14 protein-coding genes and 1 pseudogene are annotated in these 17,531 nt (G+C 72.2%); 7 read left to right on the forward strand and 8 right to left on the reverse strand.

Annotated features, from left to right (window positions below; genetic code table 11):
* The 3 genes from RB628_RS35000 to RB628_RS35010 form a co-directional block, all read right to left on the reverse strand.
* Positions 1–752, reverse strand: a 752-nt coding sequence (locus RB628_RS35000) for a biotin/lipoyl-containing protein (protein WP_318324664.1), incomplete at its 3' end; no start/stop codon positions are given.
* Between the two features lie 58 nt (positions 753–810).
* Positions 811–2,199, reverse strand: coding sequence for a dihydrolipoyl dehydrogenase (gene lpdA, locus RB628_RS35005; RefSeq protein WP_318324665.1), 1,389 nt, complete (start codon positions 2,197–2,199; stop codon positions 811–813).
* A gap of 336 nt (positions 2,200–2,535) precedes the next feature.
* On the reverse strand, positions 2,536–4,065 hold the full coding sequence (locus RB628_RS35010; protein ID WP_318324666.1) for a leucyl aminopeptidase: 1,530 nt from the start codon (positions 4,063–4,065) through the stop codon (positions 2,536–2,538).
* A 333-nt stretch (positions 4,066–4,398) separates the two neighbouring features.
* Here RB628_RS35010 and RB628_RS35015 point away from each other — a divergent pair, with 333 nt between their 5' ends.
* From RB628_RS35015 to RB628_RS35030, 4 genes are all read left to right on the forward strand, one after another.
* Complete coding sequence (locus tag RB628_RS35015) at positions 4,399–6,435, forward strand: hypothetical protein (RefSeq protein WP_318324667.1); 2,037 nt, start codon at positions 4,399–4,401, stop codon at positions 6,433–6,435.
* 131 nt (positions 6,436–6,566) lie between these two features.
* Positions 6,567–8,090: a GT4 family glycosyltransferase PelF gene (pelF, locus tag RB628_RS35020; RefSeq protein ID WP_318324668.1), complete on the forward strand. Its 1,524-nt coding sequence runs from the start codon at positions 6,567–6,569 to the stop codon at positions 8,088–8,090.
* Complete coding sequence (locus tag RB628_RS35025; RefSeq protein ID WP_318324669.1) at positions 8,087–9,604, forward strand: hypothetical protein; 1,518 nt, start codon at positions 8,087–8,089, stop codon at positions 9,602–9,604. Before pelF ends, RB628_RS35025 begins: the two co-directional genes overlap by 4 nt.
* Before the next feature lie 29 nt (positions 9,605–9,633).
* Positions 9,634–10,278 carry a spherulation-specific family 4 protein gene (locus RB628_RS35030; protein WP_318324670.1) on the forward strand — a complete coding sequence of 215 codons (645 nt, stop codon included), beginning with the start codon at positions 9,634–9,636 and terminating at the stop codon, positions 10,276–10,278.
* 5 nt (positions 10,279–10,283) lie between these two features.
* Here the strand turns inward: RB628_RS35030 and RB628_RS35035 are convergent, their stop codons facing one another.
* Entirely contained in the window at positions 10,284–11,090 is an 807-nt protein-coding gene (locus tag RB628_RS35035; RefSeq protein WP_318324671.1) for an adenosylcobinamide-GDP ribazoletransferase, read from the reverse strand.
* A gap of 90 nt (positions 11,091–11,180) precedes the next feature.
* Here RB628_RS35035 and RB628_RS35040 point away from each other — a divergent pair, with 90 nt between their 5' ends.
* The gene (locus RB628_RS35040; RefSeq protein WP_318324672.1) at positions 11,181–11,945 is read left to right on the forward strand and encodes a hypothetical protein; all 765 of its coding nucleotides are present in this window, start codon (positions 11,181–11,183) and stop codon (positions 11,943–11,945) included.
* On the opposite strand, the gene RB628_RS35045 is transcribed toward RB628_RS35040, so the two are convergent.
* From RB628_RS35045 to cobT, 3 genes and pseudogenes are all read right to left on the reverse strand, one after another.
* Positions 11,885–12,583: a hypothetical protein gene (locus RB628_RS35045; protein ID WP_318324673.1), complete on the reverse strand. Its 699-nt coding sequence runs from the start codon at positions 12,581–12,583 to the stop codon at positions 11,885–11,887. The genes RB628_RS35040 and RB628_RS35045 overlap by 61 nt on opposite strands.
* A gap of 128 nt (positions 12,584–12,711) precedes the next feature.
* A pseudogene (locus RB628_RS35050) lies at positions 12,712–13,233 on the reverse strand (phosphatidylglycerol lysyltransferase domain-containing protein); the annotation flags it as partial.
* Positions 13,234–13,286: 53 nt separating this feature from the next.
* Positions 13,287–14,390, reverse strand: a complete 1,104-nt coding sequence (gene cobT, locus RB628_RS35055; protein ID WP_318324674.1) for a nicotinate-nucleotide--dimethylbenzimidazole phosphoribosyltransferase — start codon at positions 14,388–14,390, stop codon at positions 13,287–13,289.
* Positions 14,391–14,571: 181 nt separating this feature from the next.
* On the opposite strand from cobT, the gene RB628_RS35060 reads away from it, so the two are divergent.
* Positions 14,572–15,561 (forward strand): class I SAM-dependent methyltransferase, encoded by a 990-nt coding sequence (locus tag RB628_RS35060; RefSeq protein WP_318324675.1) that lies wholly within the window; start codon positions 14,572–14,574, stop codon positions 15,559–15,561.
* A 244-nt stretch (positions 15,562–15,805) separates the two neighbouring features.
* On the opposite strand, the gene RB628_RS35065 is transcribed toward RB628_RS35060, so the two are convergent.
* Positions 15,806–17,005, reverse strand: a complete 1,200-nt coding sequence (locus RB628_RS35065; protein WP_318324676.1) for a bifunctional adenosylcobinamide kinase/adenosylcobinamide-phosphate guanylyltransferase — start codon at positions 17,003–17,005, stop codon at positions 15,806–15,808.
* Positions 17,006–17,117: 112 nt separating this feature from the next.
* Here RB628_RS35065 and RB628_RS35070 point away from each other — a divergent pair, with 112 nt between their 5' ends.
* Positions 17,118–17,333 (forward strand): hypothetical protein, encoded by a 216-nt coding sequence (locus RB628_RS35070; protein ID WP_318324677.1) that lies wholly within the window; start codon positions 17,118–17,120, stop codon positions 17,331–17,333.
* The last annotated feature ends 198 nt before the right edge of the window (positions 17,334–17,531 follow it).

Here is a 17,531-nt window from a genome sequence, read left to right on the forward strand (position 1 = left end):
GCCGGGGCAGCCGGCGCGGGTGCCGGGGCAGCGGCGGCGGGCGCTGGGGCAGCGGCGGCGGGCGCCGGAGCCGGGGCGGCCGGGGCAGGAGCCGGGGCGGCCGGGGCCGGGGCAGCCGCCGGAGCGGCACCCGGGGCGCCGATCACGGCCAGCTTGGCGCCGACCTCGGCGGTCTCGTCCTCACCGACCACGATCTCCAGGAGCACACCGGAGGTGGGCGCCGGGATCTCGGTGTCGACCTTGTCCGTGGAGACCTCGAGCAGCGGCTCGTCCTCCTCGACGCTGTCGCCGACCGACTTCAGCCAGCGGGTGACGGTGCCTTCGGTGACGGACTCACCGAGCGCGGGCAGAACGACGTCCGTGCCCTCGGCGGAGCCGCCGCCGGAGGCGGCCTCCGCGGTGGGAGCCGGGGCCGGAGCCGCCTGCTCGGTGGAAGGCTGGGCCTGCGGCGCCGGCTCGGGGGCCGGAGGGGCCACCTCCTCGGCGGCGGGGGCCGCGACAGGGGGCGCGCCGCTGCCGTCGTCGATGAGGGCCAGCTCTGCGCCGACCTCAACGGTCTCGTCCTCGGCGACCTTGATGGACGCCAGGACGCCGGAGACGGGCGAGGGGATCTCGGTGTCGACCTTGTCGGTCGACACCTCCAGCAGCGGCTCGTCGGCCTCGACGCGCTCGCCCTCGGCCTTCAGCCAGCGGGTGACAGTGCCCTCGGTGACGCTCTCACCGAGCGCCGGAAGGGTTACGGAAACCGCCATGGTTTCGGTTGCTCCTTACGAATTGCGGAAGTCTGTGTCGTCGTCCGTCGACCGAGGGTCAGTCGTGGGAGTGCAGCGGCTTGCCGGCCAGGGCCAGGTGGGCCTCGCCGAGCGCCTCGCTCTGCGTCGGGTGGGCGTGGATGAGCTGCGCGACCTCGGCGGGCAGCGCCTCCCAGTTGTAGATCAGCTGGGCTTCGCCGACCTGCTCGCCCATGCGGTCGCCGACCATGTGGACGCCGACCACGGCACCGTCCTTGACCTGGACGAGCTTGATCTCGCCCGCGGTCTTGAGGATCTTGCTCTTGCCGTTGCCCGCGAGGTTGTACTTCAGAGCGACGACCTTGTCCGCACCGTAGATCTCCTTGGCCTTGGCCTCGGTGATGCCCACGGAGGCGACCTCGGGGTGGCAGTACGTCACCCGGGGCACGCCGTCGTAGTCGATCGGAACGGTCTTCAGACCGGCCAGACGCTCCGCCACCAGGATGCCCTCGGCGAAGCCGACGTGCGCGAGCTGGAGTGTCGGGACCAGGTCACCGACGGCGGAGACGGTCGGGACGTTCGTCCGCATGTACTCGTCGACCAGGACGTATCCGCGGTCCATCGCGACGCCCTGCTCCTCGTAGCCGAGGCCGGCCGAGACCGGGCCGCGGCCGACGGCGACGAGCAGCACCTCGGCCTCGAACTCCTTGCCGTCGGCAAGGGTGACCTTGACACCGTTCGCGGTGTACTCGGCCTTCGAGAAGAAGGTGCCCAGGTTGAACTTGATGCCGCGCTTGCGGAACGCGCGCTCAAGAAGCTTGGAGGAGTTCTCGTCCTCAAGGGGGGCCAGGTGCTTCAGACCCTCGATGATCGTGACGTCCGTACCGAAGGACTTCCACGCGGAGGCGAACTCGACGCCGATGACGCCGCCGCCGAGGACGATCGCCGACTGGGGCACCCGGTCCAGGACGAGGGCGTGGTCCGAGGAGATGATCCGGTTGCCGTCGATCTCCAGGCCCGGCAGCGACTTCGGCACGGAGCCGGTCGCCAGCAGGACGTGGCGGCCCTGGATCCGCTGCCCGTTCACATCGACGGAGGTGGGGGAGGAGAGCCGCCCCTCACCCTCGATGTAGGTGACCTTGCGAGAGGCGACGAGCCCCTGGAGTCCCTTGTACAGGCCCGAGACGACCTCGTCCTTGTACTTGTGGACCGCGGGGACGTCGATGCCCTCGAAGGTGGCCTTCACACCGAACTGCTCGCTCTCGCGGGCCTGATCGGCGATCTCGCCCGCGTGAAGGAGGGCCTTGGTGGGGATGCAGCCCCGGTGCAGGCAGGTACCGCCGACCTTGTCCTTCTCGATCAGGGCGACGTCAAGCCCCAGCTGGGCCCCGCGCAGAGCCGCGGCGTAACCGCCACTGCCACCGCCGAGGATCACTAGGTCGAAAACGGTGCTGGCGTCGTTCGCCACGTCACGTCCTCCATGCATTGCGCCGTACGCCGGTCGTCAGTGACCGGGCGGCGGCTGGTGTCCGGCCGCTCTTTCTTCGGCCCTGTGGTGGGGGCCCCATCCTGCCGAGGCCCATCTTCGCACTTGTCGGCCCCGGACGAGACGCCGGGCCACTGTGAGAGACGCCCCACCGACAGGGGCGCGGGGCCGTATCGATTTGCGGCTCCGCCGCGGGGCGCGATCGACCACAACGGATCAGCACTCGCCGTACGACGCACGAGACCGAGCTGTGAGGCGCGACGGGACCCCGGACTACCCGCCCACGGGGTCCCGCGCTCAAAGCTCCTTAAAGCACCCTCAGCCCAGATCCCCGACGGCGGTCAGCTCGGCCAGCCGCACCAGAGTCCGCACCGCGGTCCCCGTCCCCCCCTTGGGCGTGTACCCGAAAGGCCCGCCCTCGTTGAACGCGGGCCCCGCGATGTCGAGGTGCGCCCAGGTGATCCCCTCACCCACGAACTCCCGCAGGAACAGTCCCGCGACCAGCCCGCCCCCGTACCGCTCACCCATGTTCGCGATGTCGGCCGTGGGCGACTCCATCCCCTTCTTGAGGTGGTCCGGCAGCGGCATCGGCCACGCCGGCTCCCCGACCTCCTCCGCAGCCTCGTGCACCGCGGAGCGGAACGCGTCGTCGTTCGCCATGATCCCGTACGTCCGGTTGCCCAGCGCCAGCATCATCGCGCCGGTCAGCGTCGCCACGTCCACGATCGCGTCCGGCTTCTCCGCCGAGGCGGCCCACAGGGCGTCGGCGAGGACGAGGCGCCCCTCGGCGTCGGTGTTGAGGACCTCGACCGTCTTGCCGCTGTACATGCGCAGCACGTCACCGGGGCGGGTGGCGGAGCCGGACGGCATGTTCTCGGCGAGCGCCAGCCAGCCGGTGACGTTGACCGCGAGGCCCAGCCGGGCGGCGGCGACGACCGCGGCGAAGACCGCCGCCGCACCGCTCATGTCGCACTTCATCGTCTCGTTGTGCCCGGCGGGCTTGAGCGAGATGCCGCCCGAGTCGTAGGTGATGCCCTTGCCGACGAAGGCGAGGTGCTTGCCCGCCGCCTCGTGCGTGTACGTCAGCTTCACCAGCCGGGGCCCGGCCGCGGAACCGGCGCCGACGCCGAGGATGCCGCCGTAGCCGCCCTTCTCCAGCGCCTTCACGTCGAGCACCTGCACCTGGATGCCGTGCTCCTCGGCCGCGGCCTGCGCGACGGCGGCGAAGGCCTCCGGGTTCAGGTCGTTCGGCGGGGTGTTGATCAGGTCGCGGGCGCGGTTCAGCTCCTCGGACACGGCGGTGGCGCGGGCGACGGCCGCCTTGTACGCGGCGTCGCGGGGCTTGCCGCCGAGCAGGGCGACCTCGGCGAGCGGTGCCTTGCCGCTCTTCGCGTCCTTGCCGTTCCTGCCGATCTCCTTGTACGCGTCGAAGGAGTACGCCCCGAGCAGGGCGCCCTCGCCGATCGCGCCGGCGTCGGCGGCGTCCTCGATCGGCAGGGCGAAGGCGGCCTTCTTGGCGCCCGCGAGGGTGCGGGCGGCCACACCGGCGGCGCGGCGCAGCGACTCGGCGCCGAAGGCCGCGTCCTTCTCGGGCAGCGCGCCCAGGCCCACGGCCACGACGACGGGTGCCTTGAAGCCGGCCGGGGCGGGCAGCTTGGTCACCTCGCCCTCGGCACCGGAGGCGCCGAGGGTCCCCAGGACGTCGGCGAGCTTGCCGTCGTACGCCTGGTCCACGGCCTCGGCGCCCGGTGCGACGACCGGGCCCTTGCCGCCCTTGGCGACACCGACGACGATCGCGTCGGCCCGGAGGCCGGGCGCCGCGGCGGTACTGAGAGTGAGAGCAGTCACGGTGGTGAATTCTCGCTTCCGTCTGAAAAGTTACTGTGGCCGAGTGGAATGGGTCGACCAGGCCCGACAAGCGACCCTAAATCCGGCCTCAGGGGTTGTCAGTACCAGGGGTGGTACACCGGGCACGAGCCTACGCTCGGTGGCCGGTTTCGCTCATTCCTGCGAGTGTTCACCCGGCAGTGGCGTCATGGTCATTTCCCACCCCTCACTCCCGGTGACCTGAGTCACACTCGTTCTGTTCTGGTAAGCGGTTCTGTCGCCGCTTATGCATGATTTCCATGGATCCTTCTCGGAATTGACCGCCGAGGGGACTGCTTGGGGGAGGGGCGAAACATGGCGCAGAGAGCGCCCGGATGGAAATTTTCCCGAAATGCGGCCGTTGCCGTGACGGCCGCCGGACTGCTGGCCCTGGGGCTGGGAGTTCCCGGCGCGGCGGCAGCCGAGGAGCCGCGTATCGACCTCAGGGTGCTCGTCGTGGACAACGGCGACAGCCCGGTCGGGGCGATCACGGCCGAACTGGCGGAAACCGGCATCCCGTACACGACCGTCGACCTGAACGACGCGAGCCGTCCGACCATCGACACCGCGTTCCTGAGTGACACGGTGAACGGCATACCCCGGGCCAGATTCCAGGGTGTGGTGCTGCCCAACGAGGCTCCGTTCGGGACGGGTTCGGCCGAGCAGACGGCCCTGGAGGCCTACGAGACCACCTACGGCATCCCGCAGGTCGACGCCTACACCTGGGCGCACCCGGGCGTCGGCCTCGACTACAGCTCCTACTCCGGCACGCTCGACGGACAGGCCGCCGCCGTCACCGACGCGGGCCGGGCCGGGTATTTCGGCTATCTCGACGGCCCGCTCACGTTCGAGGACAACTCGACGTCCGTGCAGGAGAGTTACGGCTTCGTCGCCACGCCTCGTACGGGCTTCACCAGCTACGTCGACACCGTTGTGCCCGGCGGCACCGGCCGGGGCAGCCTGGTCGGCGAGTACGCGCACGACGGGCGCCGCGAACTCGTCGTGACCTTCGCGTACAACGAGTACCAGCAGCAGTTCCGGGTGCTGGCCCGGGGCATCGTGGAATGGCTGACCCAGGGAGTGCATCTGGGGCAGAGCAGGAACCACTTCTCCGTGCATGTCGACGACGTCTTCGCGCCCGACAGCCGCTGGGACACCGAACGCAACTGCACGCCCGGCGACTTCGACTGCGTGGGCGGTGACGGCGAGGGCACCACGCCGATCCGGATGACGGCGGCCGACGCGGTCCACGCGGCCCAGTGGCAGCAGAGCAGCGGCTTCACGCTCGACATGGTCTACAACGCCGGTTCGGGAGAGGAGTGGAAGAGCGAGAACGGCGGCACGGACGCCCTCACCGACCAGCTCCTCGCCGACAAGGCCGAGTACCGCTGGGTGAACCACACCTACACACACCCGTACCTCGGCTGTGTGCAGGACACCTCCACCGTGCCGTGGAGCTGCGCCAGGAACGCGGACGGCTCCACGCGGTACATGAGCCGGGCCGACATCTCGGCGGAGATCGCGAACAACTACAACTGGGGCCTCGCGCAGGGCCTTTCGACCGAGCGCACCGAGCTGGTGACCGGCGAGCACTCGGGCCTGAGGACGCTGCCGCAGCAGCCCGACGACAACCCGAACCTCGCGGGCGCCCTCGCCGACAACGGCATCAAGTGGACCGCCTCCGACAACTCCCGTGAGCCGGAGCAGCGTTCGGTGGGCAGCAGCACGCTGACCGTGCCGCGCTACCCGATGAACGTGTACTACAACACGGGAACGGAGGCCGAGATGGCCGACGAGTACAACTGGATCTACACCTCGGCGGCCGACGGGGGCAGCGGTGTCTGCGAGAACAACCCGACGTCCACCTGTTTGGACGAGCCGCTGGACACCGCCACCGGCTATCGGTCGTACATCGTCCCGCAGGAGGCGCGCACCGCGCTCGGACACGCCGTCTCGGGTGACCCGCGTCCGCACTACGCGCACCAGTCCAACCTGGCCGAGGACCGGACGCTGTACCCGGTCCTGGACAAGGTCCTCGCCGACTACCGGGCACTCTTCGCCGACAACACCCCGCTGGAGAACCCCCGCCAGAGCGCGATCGGCACCGAACTCCAGCGCCGCGCCGCCTGGCAGGCCGCAGTCGCGAACGGCAGCGTCACGGCGTACCGCGTAGGCAAGAAGATCACGGTCACCGCACCGTCCGGCACCCGCATCCCGGTCACCGCACCGACCGGAACCACCAGGCAACTCCTGCTGGGCACCAGCGCGTTCGGCACCCCGTACGCGGGCCGCCTCTCGGCCTGGACCACGCCGGACCTACTGCAGTCCGCGCTCACACTGAACCTGCCGTAGAGCCGGCAGCGCCCGAAGGGGCAGCGCCCGAAGGGGCGCGGGGAACTGCGCGACCAGCCACAGCGGACCCGCAGCCGGGACCGGTCCGCAGTTCCCCCCACATCACCCGCATCCCAGGGGAGAGCAACGCAGTGCTGCGCACCGGACGTCACGTCACGATGCTCACCGAAGGTACCTACCCGCACGTCCACGGAGGGGTCAGCACCTGGTGCGACCAGCTCGTCAAGGGCATGCCGGAGGTCGACTTCCACATAGTCTCGCTCACCGGCAGCGGCCGCGAACCCGTGACCTGGGAGCTGCCGCCCAACGTCTACCGGCACACCTCCGTGCCGACCTGGGGACCACGAACCGGGCGCGCCAGAGCGCCGTTCGGGCGCTCCCGCCGCCGTTTCATCGACTCCTACGAGCGCTTCCTGCTGTCCTTCCTGGACCCCGGAGCGCCCTGCGACTTCGGCGAGGCACTCTACGAACTCGCCGAACTCGCCCGCGACGGACGCCTGTCGGCGGCTCTGCGCACCGAGTCGGCGCTGCGCTCACTGATGTGGATATGGACGATGCCGCATCTGCCGACCGCCGAAGCATGCCCGACTGTTCACGACGCGCTGACGGCAACGGACCTGCTGGAGCACGCGCTTCGGCCACTGGGCACCCGTGTCCCCGAGGACTCCGTCGCGCACGCGGTCAGCAGCGGCCTCGCCACCCTGCCGGCGCTGGCCGCGCACAGGCTGGACGGTGTGCCGTTCCTCCTCACCGAGCACGGCATCTATCTGCGCGAGCGCTACCTCGGCTACCGCAGCGGTGAACAGCGCTGGCCCGTCAAGGCGTTCATGCTCGGCTTCTACCGAGAGCTGAACTCCCTCGGCTACCGTGAGGCCGACCTCATCACCCCCTGCAACCAGTACAACCGCCGCTGGGAGGAGCGCGGGGGCGCCGACAGCGACAAGATCCGCACGGTCTACAACGGCGTCGACCCGCACGCCTTCCCGCACGCCGGCCCCGAGCCCGAGGTCCCCACCCTCACGTGGTGCGGACGCGTCGATCCCATCAAGGACCTGGAGACACTTCTCCGCGCGTACGCCATGGTCCGCGCCGAACTCCCGGAAACGAGACTGCGGTTGTTCGGCCCGGTACCGGCGGGCGGCGAGGCCTACCAGACCCGTCTGGAGAAGCTCGCCGCCGAACTCGGCGTCACCGACGGGCTGACCTTCGAGGGCCGCATCAGCGAGGTCTGGCGCGCCTACGCGGCCGGTCACGTCGTCATGCTGTCGTCCATATCCGAGGGTTTCCCGTTCTCCATCATCGAGGCGATGTCCTGCGGCCGTACGACGGTCTCGACGGATGTCGGCGGAGTCAGCGAGGCCGTCGGCGACACCGGCCTGGTGGTCCCGCCACGCGAGCCGGAGAAGATGGCGGCAGCCACGCTGGCCCTCCTCCGGGACGACGAACGGCGCCTGAAACTGGGTGAGTTGTCGCGCCAGAGAGTGATCGACCGCTTCACGCTCCGCCGTTCGGTGGACGCCTTCCGGACGATCTACCAGGAGCTCGCGGGCCAGGCCGAGGTGTACGAGCCCACACTGGAGACCGTCGCCGACTGGACCCTCGAACTGCGCGACCCCTGGTACCAGTCCGTCGCGACGGAAGGGGCCGGCTGGTGAGCGGAAGCATCTGGATGCCGCCCGGAGCAGGCCCCGACACGCTCCCCGCCATCCCCCGGCAACGCAAACCCCCCAGCTGGGCGGAGCCCGACCCGATAGACCAACTCGCGGTCCGAATGGACGACTTCGTAGCCGCCGCCGTCCACCCCGACGAGATAGCCGCCCTTCTGGAGTCCGACGGTCTGTCGGACGACCAGATACGCGAGCGGTACGGCGTCAGGAACTCCTTCGCACTCGCCGAGGAGCTGTACGACCGGGTCGGGCGCCGCTATCCCGAACCGGAGGGCCCGGCCCACGACCCCTGGCGCACAGGCCTGTTGGGCTGTCTGCTGAGAGGCGTCGTCTTCGCACTCCCGGGCCTCGGCTATGTCCTCGGGGCCCCGCTACTGGCCGGCCCCCGCGACGGTTACGGCCTCCCGGCCGGCACCGTCCCGCTCCTCGCCGGCGCCCTGTGCGGCTGGACCTGGAACCAGGGGCTCGCCCACCGGGCGTACTCCTGGCTCGGCCTGGGCGACCGCTCGGCCGCCCGCCGCTGTCTCCTGACCGGCGCGCCGGCCGGGGCACTTCTCGGCTCCCTCGTCGCCCTCTGCGCCATGGGCACCGCCAGTGCCGGCGCCGTCGCCTTCGCCGCGGGCCAGTCCTGCTACCTCGCCGCCGCCACCGCCCTGCTCGTCCTGGGCCGTGAACGCGCCCTGCTCACCGCCCTGTTGCCCATGGCGGCCGGCGCGGTACTGGCCATGATCCGGCCGGTGCCCGACCCCGCGAGACTGGCGTTGCTGCTCGCCTCCCTGGCCGTCGTCGTGCTCCTGGCCTTCCTCGAAGTGGCGCCCTCCGTAAGGGATCTGGGCAAGGGCAGCTGGACCGCCGGCCTCACCGCACTGCTCCCCTTCGGAGCGCTCGGCGGCATCCCGCGGCACCAGCGCACCGCAACCCCCTGGCTGACGGGTTCCCTCCCCTACGCCCTGTTCGGGCTGGGCAGCGGCGTCCTCGTCGTCCACGCCGCCCTCGGCGACGTCCTGGCCGGCGAACACAGCGCGATCGCCGCCCCGGCAGCCGTGGCCCTCACGCTCAGCATGGGCCCCGCGGAATGGCTGCTGCACCGTTTCCGCAGCGGCGGCCTGACCGGCCTCCGCTCCAGCAGCACGTCGAAGGACTTCCGGCGCACCACCGCCCGCACCCTCGTCAAGTGCCTCACCGCCTACCTCGCCACCCTGCTCGCTCTCAGTCTCGCCACCGCCGCCCTGTGGCCGCACGCACCGGCCGTGGGAGGCGTCCGGCTGGCAGGCCTGCTCCTGCTCGGCCTGGTCCTGTGGACGGGCCTGCTGCTCCAGTCCTTCGGCGCGGTCCTCAGCGCCGCGGTGATCTGCTGCACCGCGGCCCTCGCCCAGACCCTGGCCCTGGCGACCCACGCGGGCAGCCCGCACTGGGTGAGCCTGATCGTTTACGGGACGGCGGCCGGCGCCCAGGCGGCTCTGGTCAGTGGCCTGCTGGGCAGAGCGACCGCCCACCGCTGAACCCCCGCCGAATGGATACAAGCCCCCGTATGAGCAGTCTCCTGGTCCCGTACTACGAACACCCCTCCGTCCGCCCCGCCGAATGGGAGGCCATACTCGCCGCCGCGCCCCGCCTCTACGGGGTGGTCCTGAACCCGGCCAGCGGCCCCGGCGACCGCCCCGACCCGGCGTTCGCCGAGATAGCGGCCCGTCTGCGCGCGGCGGACGTCCGGGTGCTCGGGTACGCCGACACCGACTACGCCCGCAGACCGGTCGCCGCCGTCGTCCGCGACCTGGTCCACCACCACGACTGGTACGGCGCGGACGGCGCCTTCCTCGACCAGGTCACCGCCGGGCCGGACCGGGTCGACCACTACCGGCGCCTCGCGTCGGCGGCCTGGGGCGCCGGCTGCCGCACCCTCGCCCTGAACCACGGCACCCTGCCGCACCCCTCGTACGCCAGGATCGCCGACGTGCTGGTGACCTTCGAGGGCACCTGGGACACGTACCGCACCGAGCGCCCCGACCCCTGGCGTGCCCCGGGAACAAGCCTGTGCCACCTCGTGTACGGGGTCCCGGCGGACGCCGACCCCGAAACGGAGGCCCGAACCCGGGGCGCCGACCTGCACTGCGCGGTCCCGGGCACCGGGGACCACCCGTGGGGCACCCTGCCCCACACCGTGCCCGTGCGCTGAGCCCCTCAGCCCAGCGACAGGACGACCAGGGCCGCCGTCGCCGCCGTCTCCGCGAGGCCGCCGAAGACATCGCCGGTGACCCCGCCGAAGCGGCGCGCGCAGTGCCGCAGCAGAAGTTCGGCGGCGGCGCAGGCCAGGATGACCGCGAACGCGGTGCGGACGACGTCGAACGCCCCGAAGAACCCGCCGAACCCCGCCGTCAGGGCCGTGACCAGGGCCGCCACCAGCAGCGCCGAGCGCACGGGCACCGTTCCCGCGACCGCCGCCCCCAGCCCCTCGGGCCGGGCGGCCGGTACGCCGGTGCGGGCGGCCAGGGTGAGGGCGAGCCGGGCGGCGGTGGCCGAGACGAGGGCGGCGAGCGCGCCCCGGGCCCAGGAGCCGCCGTACGCCTGGGCGAGCGCGGCCACCTGGGCCAGCAGCACGAACAGGATGGCGAGCACACCGAACGGGCCGATGTCCGACTGCTTCATGACGCGCAGCGCGTCCTCGGCGGGCTTGCCGCTGCCCAGCCCGTCGGCGGTGTCGGCGAGACCGTCGAGATGCAGGCCCCGGGTGAGCACGGCGGGCACGGCGGCGGTGGCGACCGCGGCGAGCAGCGCACCGGCGCCCAGGAACAGAAGCAGCAGACCGGCCCCGGCGGCACACGCACCGACGACCAGACCGGCCACCGGCGCGCACAGCATGCCGTCGCGCGCCGCGTCCCGGTCCCAGCGGGTCACCCGCACCGGCAGCACGGTCAGCGTGCCGAAGGCGAACCGGAGCCCGTCGAGGGGGGTGCGGGGGCCGGAGGGCGTGGGCGGGGGCGTGGACACCGGCGCAGAGTACCCGGCGGGGTGCGGGGTGCCCAGGGCGGGCAGCGCACCGGCCGCCATTGACGGCCGATACCTGGATAAAGTGCGCACATGGGTCATTGGCTGGAGCGGAACATCGTCGAGCCGGGCAAGCTGCCGCTGCTCCTGGCGCTCGCCGCCTTCGTACTGACGTTTCTCCTCACCCGGGTCGTCACCCGGATGATCCGCGCGGGGAAGGGGCCGTTCGGCAACGTCAAAGCGGGCGGGATGCACATCCATCACGTCGTCCCCGGGGTCGTGCTCACCGTCGTGGGCGGCTTCGGGGCCGTGGCCAGCGGACAACGCGGGTTCGGCGCCTCCCTGTGCGCGGTGCTTTTCGGGATGGGCGCCGGCCTGGTGCTGGACGAGTTCGCGCTGATCCTGCACCTCGACGACGTCTACTGGACCGAGGCCGGCCGGAAGAGCGTCGAGGTGGTGGTGCTGACGGCGGCACTGGTCGGCCTGGTCCTCCTGGGGTTCCTGCCGTTCGGGGTGAACGACCTCTCCGACGAGGACGTCCAGAACCGGGGCCAGGCCATGCTCAGCGTCGGCGTCAACTTCTTCTTCTCCCTCCTCGCCCTGAGCAAGGGCAAGGCCCGCACGGCGATCTTCGGCGTGATCGTCCCCTTCGTCGCGATCCTCGGCGCACTCCGCCTGGCCCGCCCCGGCTCCCCCTGGGCGAAGCGCTTCTACGGCCGCCGCCCGCGCGCCCGTTCCCGCTCCACGCTGCGCGCCTACCGCCACGACCGCCGCTGGGCCGGCCCCCGCCGCCGCCTTCAGGACCTGATCGGCGGCAAGCCCGACCCGGAGCCCGACCGTGCCCCTGTCCGCCGGTGACGCAGCGCCGAGACCCCGCACAGGACCAGTACGGCCACGATGGCGGCCAGGTGCTCCTTCCCCGCGAGGTTGTTCTTCAGGATCACCTCCACCACCATCGCGACGATCACCGCGGCGGCGGTCGCGTACGCCCGGTAGCGCCACCCCAGGAACACGGCGAGGCCCACGACGGCCGCCGACGGGCCGGTGTCCACGACGTCCGCGTCCGTCCCGGGCAGCCCGAGGAGGCCCGCCGGGCCCACGGCGATGCCCACGCGCGCGTAGATCGTGCCGGCGAGGGTGGCGACGTAGGCGATGGCGAGGGTGCGCCACCGGCCGAGGCAGATCTCCGCGAGGCCGAAGACGATCAGGAGCTGCGCCAGGGCGCCCCAGACCGGCAGGTCGAGGGCGGGCACGAAGAGGGAGAGCGGGGTGCGCAGGAGGGCGAGCCAGAGAGGGTCCTCGGCGCGGACGGCACCGATGTTCTGCACGAACCGGTAACCCCAGGACTGGTTCTGCGTGAACTGGACGAGCGCGGTCAGACACACGACCCCGAGCGTCATGGGCAGCGCCCGCCACCGCCGCCGGAGCACGGGCCCGCGTACGGCGCCGTACAGCGGCCCCCATTCGGCGCGCGCCCAGCGGACGACCGTACTCATCTCCCGACCCTCATCCGTGCGTGCCCGTCTCCGTGCTCATCTCTTCGACTCCAGGTGTCTGCGGTGCAACCGCTTCGGCGGTCCCGGCGCTTCCAGGAAGCCCTCCGCGCGCGCCGCGGTGAAACCGAGTACGCCATCTCGTCGGCCGGGATGTCCGCGTGGCGGCGGACGCGCACGGTGTACCCGGCCCGTCCGACCCGGTTGCAGGCCTGCCGGAGGCTCCGCATGGCCCGCCCCTCCAAGGTGAACCCGGCGGTCTCGACGATCGCCTCGTCGCCGAGTTCGAGGTCGCCGAGACCACGCCGCGCGTACACCGTTCCCGCCTCCTCGCCCGCCCCCGTCACGGCCGGGATCCAGCGCGACCCGACCACGATGTTCAGGATCCAGGCGGCCCGTTCGCGGCGCCGCATGGTGATCGCGAGGAACATCGTGAACACACCGGAGGCGAAACCGGCGGTCAGCAGGTACCGCGTGAAGAAGTTCTCCTCGTTGTGCCGCCGTACGTCGTCCCCGAAGGAGACCCACACCGCGCTGAGAAGGTTGACGAAGGTGACGGCCCGCGGGTACCAGACGGCGAACGCGACGGCCCGCCGCGAGGCGGTGGTGCCTCCATATCGCTGAGCACGCGGGGTGAGCCGGCCATCTCCCACGGGGAGTGATCATATGGGGCATGCGGTGCGAGACGCCCCATATGCCCATCCGGTCAGAGGGCCTCTGCCGCTGGGATCTCCTCCTCGGCCTCCGGAGTCGTCTCCTCCGTCTTGGACACCTCCGGCAGATCCGCCGCCAGGGCGGCCGCGGCCTGGACCAGCGGCAGGGCCAGCAGCGCCCCGGCGCCCTCGCCCACGGTCACCCCGTGGTCGAGCAGCGGCTCCAGCGCCATCCGGTCCAGTGCCTTCGCCTGGGCCGGCTCTCCGCTGTTGTGTCCGGCGAGCCACCAGTCCGGCGCCCGGAAGGCGACCCGCTGCCCGACCAGAGCGCAGGCGGCCGACACCACCCCGTCCAGGATCACCGGCGTCTTGCGCACCGCGCTCTGCAGCAGGAACCCGGTCATCGCCGCGAGGTCGGCGCCGCCCACCGTCGCCAGCAGTTGCAACTGGTCCCCGAGCACCGGCCGGGCGCGCCGCAGCGCGTCGCGGATCGCGGCGCACTTGCGCATCCACGCCAGGTCGTCGATCGGCAGCCCGCCCCGCCCGGTGACGACGGACGCGTCGGTCCCGCACAACGCGGCCACCAGTACCGAGGCGGCCGTGGTCCCGCCCACACTCACATCGCCGAGCACCACCAGATCCGTACCGGAGTCGGCCTCCTCGTCGGCCACGGCGACCCCCGCCAGAAAGGCGGCCTCCGCCTCCTCCAGGGTCAGCGCGTCCTCGACGTCGATCCGCCCGCTGCCGCGCCGCGTCCGGTGCCCCGCGACCTCGGCGGGCAGCGCGTCCGGCTCGCAGTCCAGCGCCATGTCGACGACGCGCACGGGCACACCGAGCCGCCGCGCGAGCACGGCGACCGGGCTGGAGCCGTCCAGCACGGCCCGCACGGACTGCTCGGCACTGCCCGCGGGGCGCGCCGACACACCCAGTCCCGCGATCCCGTGATCCCCCGCGAACAGCACGACACGCGGCCGTTCGACCGGCCGCACCGGCACGGAGGACTGCGCCGCCGCCAGCCACTCACCCAGGTCGTCGAGGCGCCCGAGCGACCCGGGCGGCACGATCTGGCGCTCCCTGCGCGCCTCCGCGTCGCGGCGCACACCGCCGTCGGGACGCTCGATCAGATCGGTGAAGTCGTCGAGATTAAGCGAGCTCATTCGCCGAACAGTACCGGCAGCGATCGAACACGGCGCCGCCACGTGGGAGCCATGTCATTGCACCCGGGATCGCGATCCCCTACGTAACGTTTTGTGTGCAATGTCGTAAGGCGATTCGGTGCCCCACTCGGCTGCTTCACCGCTTCACCGCTTCCACGCACCTCCTCGGCAGGAGCCGCTCATGCCCCCCGCCCCCAAGGCGACCGCCCCACCGGAGACCGGGACCGACGGGTTCCACGAACCTCGCCGCGAGGACTGCCCCTGGTGCGGCTCCAAACGGCTGCGTACCCGTCTGCGCACACCGGACGTCCGGCAGCGCGGGCCGGGCACGTTCGTCGTCGACGAGTGCCGGGACTGCGCCCACGCCTTCCAGAACCCCCGCCTCACCGCGGAGGGCCTCGCCCTCTACCACCAGGACCTGCCCGAGGCCCCCCACCCGGTCGCGCCCCGCAGACACCGCGCGGCGGCCCGGGCGATGCTGCCCTTCCCGGAGCCGGAGAGCTGGCTCGACGTGGGCACGGGTGAGGGCGGCTTCCCGGCGGCGGCGAAGCTCTACTTCCCGTACACGGCCTTCGACGGCGTGGACACCACCCGCCGCGTCCAGAAGGCCCGCGCGTCCGGCCATATCGAGGAGGCACACCGGGGCCGTCTCACCGACCGGGAGATCGTCAACCGCCTGCGCGCTCGCTACGACGTCGTCAGCATGTTCCACCACCTGGAACACACCCCGGACCCCCGCGAGGAAATCCGCGCCGCCCTGACCGCCCTGCGCCCGGGCGGCCACCTCCTGATCGAAGTCCCGGATCCGCACTGCGCGTTCGGCACCCTGCTGGGCAAGTGGTGGCCGTGGTACGCCCAGCCACGCCACCTCCACCTCATGCCGCTGGCCAACCTGGTGGCGGAACTGGAGTCCCAGCACTGCACGATCGTCGCGACGGACCGCCGGGAACCCCACATCCCGTACGACCTGACAGGCGCCCTCTCCATGGTCCTCACCCGAGCGCTCCCGGCCCGCCGCACACCCCTGCTCCGGGCGGCGGCCCCGTTCCTGGCGGCGACCACAGCCCTGGACCACGCCCTGGCCCCACTGCTCCGCAGAACCCGCTTCGCGAACACGTACCGGATCATCGCGAGGCGGGGCGATGCCCAGCCGCGAGCCCGGCGGGGCTGATCGCGCGGTTCCCCGCGCCCCTGAAGGCCGCGCCGCCCGACCGGAGTCCGCAGCTCCGCCCCATGGCCGTAGCTCCGGCCCATGCCCGCAGCTGCGGGCATGCGCGCCGCCAGGGGCGGCGCCCGTCCAACCCGCGGAGCTGCGGGCATGCGCGCCGCTGTGGCGGCACGGGTGGGCGCAGCGGTACGACGTACAGCGCCGGGCCGCGCGACCCACCTGCCGGCACAACTCCCGGGCGCACCCCTCACCCCCGCAGCACCACCGCCTGCCCAGCGACAACCAACAGCACATGCTCACACTCGGCCCCGAACACCGAGTTCAGCCGCCCCAACTCGTCCCGGTACCGCCGACCGGACGCCGTGGCGGGCACGATCCCCGACCCCACCTCGTTGGACACGGCGACCACGGTCCGCCGCGTGGACCGGACCGCCGCCGTCAACTCCCGTACCCGCCGGCGCAGTTCCCGCTCTCCACCTCCCGCCCACTCCGCGTCGTCCCACGCCCCGACCTGGTCCATCGCGTCCGTCAGCCACAGCGACAGACAGTCGATGAGCAGCGGTGCCCCGTCGTCCTTCAGCAGCGGTACGAGGTCACAGGTCTCGGCGGTACGCCATGACCCCGGCCGCCGTTCCCGGTGCGCGTGCACCCGCGCCGCCCACTCCCCGTCCCCGTTCCGGGTCCCGCCCGTGGCCGCGTACAGCACGTCCGGGAACGCCTCCAGCCGCCGCTCCGCCTCCACCGACTTCCCGGACCGTGCCCCGCCCAGCACCAGCGTCCGCCGGGGCACGTCCGGTACGTCCTCGTAGACACCGACCGTCAACGTCGTACCGTCCGCCACCGCCCGCGCGCCCGCCGCCGCGAGCCGCCGCCGCAGCTCCGCACCCGGCGGCACGTCGTGGTCCAGATGAACGGCGACGACGTCCGTGGCCGGCCCGAGCGAGCCCACCGCCCGCAGCCGGGCCAGGGCGTCCGGCCGCCCGACGACGTCCGCGAGGACCATGTCGTACGAGGGACCGTTCTCGTCTAGCCCGGCCGGTGCGGCGCCCGGCGGCAGATAGAGCAGCCGCTGCCCGTCCGGGCCGGTCACCGCGTACCCCGTCCCCGGCGCGTCCATCGGCACCGCGCGCACCCGGTGCCCGGTCAGCAGCGCCAACTCCCGCCCGTCTGGCACCCGTCCGGGCTGGGGAAGCCCCGCCGGTACCTCGACGGCGGGCCCGTCGTGCGGATGCGACAGCAGCACCTGCCGTACGCCGCCCAGCGAGTGTCCGGCGCGCGCCGCCGCGAGTACGGCGCCGGGGGTGAGGTCGAGCAGCAGCGTGCCGTCCACGAGCAGCGCGGTGGCCGCCCGCGCGTTCACGCCGAGCGCGCCGGCACAGGCCGCGCACACGCAATCGGGGCGGGGGAGTCCCGCGGGGGCACCGGTGCCGAGCAGAGTAAGTTCCACGGACCTGATTTTCGCGTGTCCCCGCAGGTCTTGCGCGTCCGGCTAGGCTCGGGGCAGGAGCCGGATCAAGATCCGGCTCCTGGTCTGCAGCGGTTCAATCTTGGAGGCGTACATGGCGGCATGGACGTGGCGGTTCGAGAAGACCGACGGGGCGGAGGTCCAGCCCGCGGTGGAGCCCGACGAGTTCACGACGCAGGGGGACGCCGAGTCCTGGATCGGCGAGTACTGGAAGGACCTTCTCGCAGGCGGCACGGACCAGGTACGGCTGTTCGAGGACGCCACGGAGATCTACGGCCCGATGAGCCTGCACGACGCCCAGAAGGCGTAACCGTCCCGGAGGGGTGACTGCAGCCCGGTCGCCCCTCCACGCCGGATGCGCTTCTGCGCCCCTCAGTGGCGTGGGGAACCGCGCGACCAGCCACGACGGACCCGCAGCCGGCGAACCGGGGGCAACTACCCCAACCAGTGCCGCGGCAGGCGGCGTTCGCCCCGTCGCGACGCCCGGCACGCTCCCCCACTGCCTTGA

This window comes from Streptomyces sp. ADMS (assembly GCF_033441795.1).
Lineage (GTDB): Bacteria > Actinomycetota > Actinomycetes > Streptomycetales > Streptomycetaceae > Streptomyces.

What these genes read in the sequence shown, in the direction of transcription:
- RB628_RS35015 (WP_318324667.1), top strand. Translation starts at nt 4,399, where the DNA reads ATGGCGCAGAGAGCGCCCGGATGGAAATTTTCCCGAAATGCGGCCGTT.
- RB628_RS35030 (WP_318324670.1), top strand. Translation starts at nt 9,634, where the DNA reads ATGAGCAGTCTCCTGGTCCCGTACTACGAACACCCCTCCGTCCGCCCC.
- RB628_RS35040 (WP_318324672.1), top strand. Translation starts at nt 11,181, where the DNA reads ATGGGTCATTGGCTGGAGCGGAACATCGTCGAGCCGGGCAAGCTGCCG.
- RB628_RS35045 (WP_318324673.1), bottom strand. Translation starts at nt 12,583, where the DNA reads ATGAGTACGGTCGTCCGCTGGGCGCGCGCCGAATGGGGGCCGCTGTAC.
- cobT (WP_318324674.1), bottom strand. Translation starts at nt 14,390, where the DNA reads ATGAGCTCGCTTAATCTCGACGACTTCACCGATCTGATCGAGCGTCCC.
- RB628_RS35060 (WP_318324675.1), top strand. Translation starts at nt 14,572, where the DNA reads ATGCCCCCCGCCCCCAAGGCGACCGCCCCACCGGAGACCGGGACCGAC.
- RB628_RS35070 (WP_318324677.1), top strand. Translation starts at nt 17,118, where the DNA reads ATGGCGGCATGGACGTGGCGGTTCGAGAAGACCGACGGGGCGGAGGTC.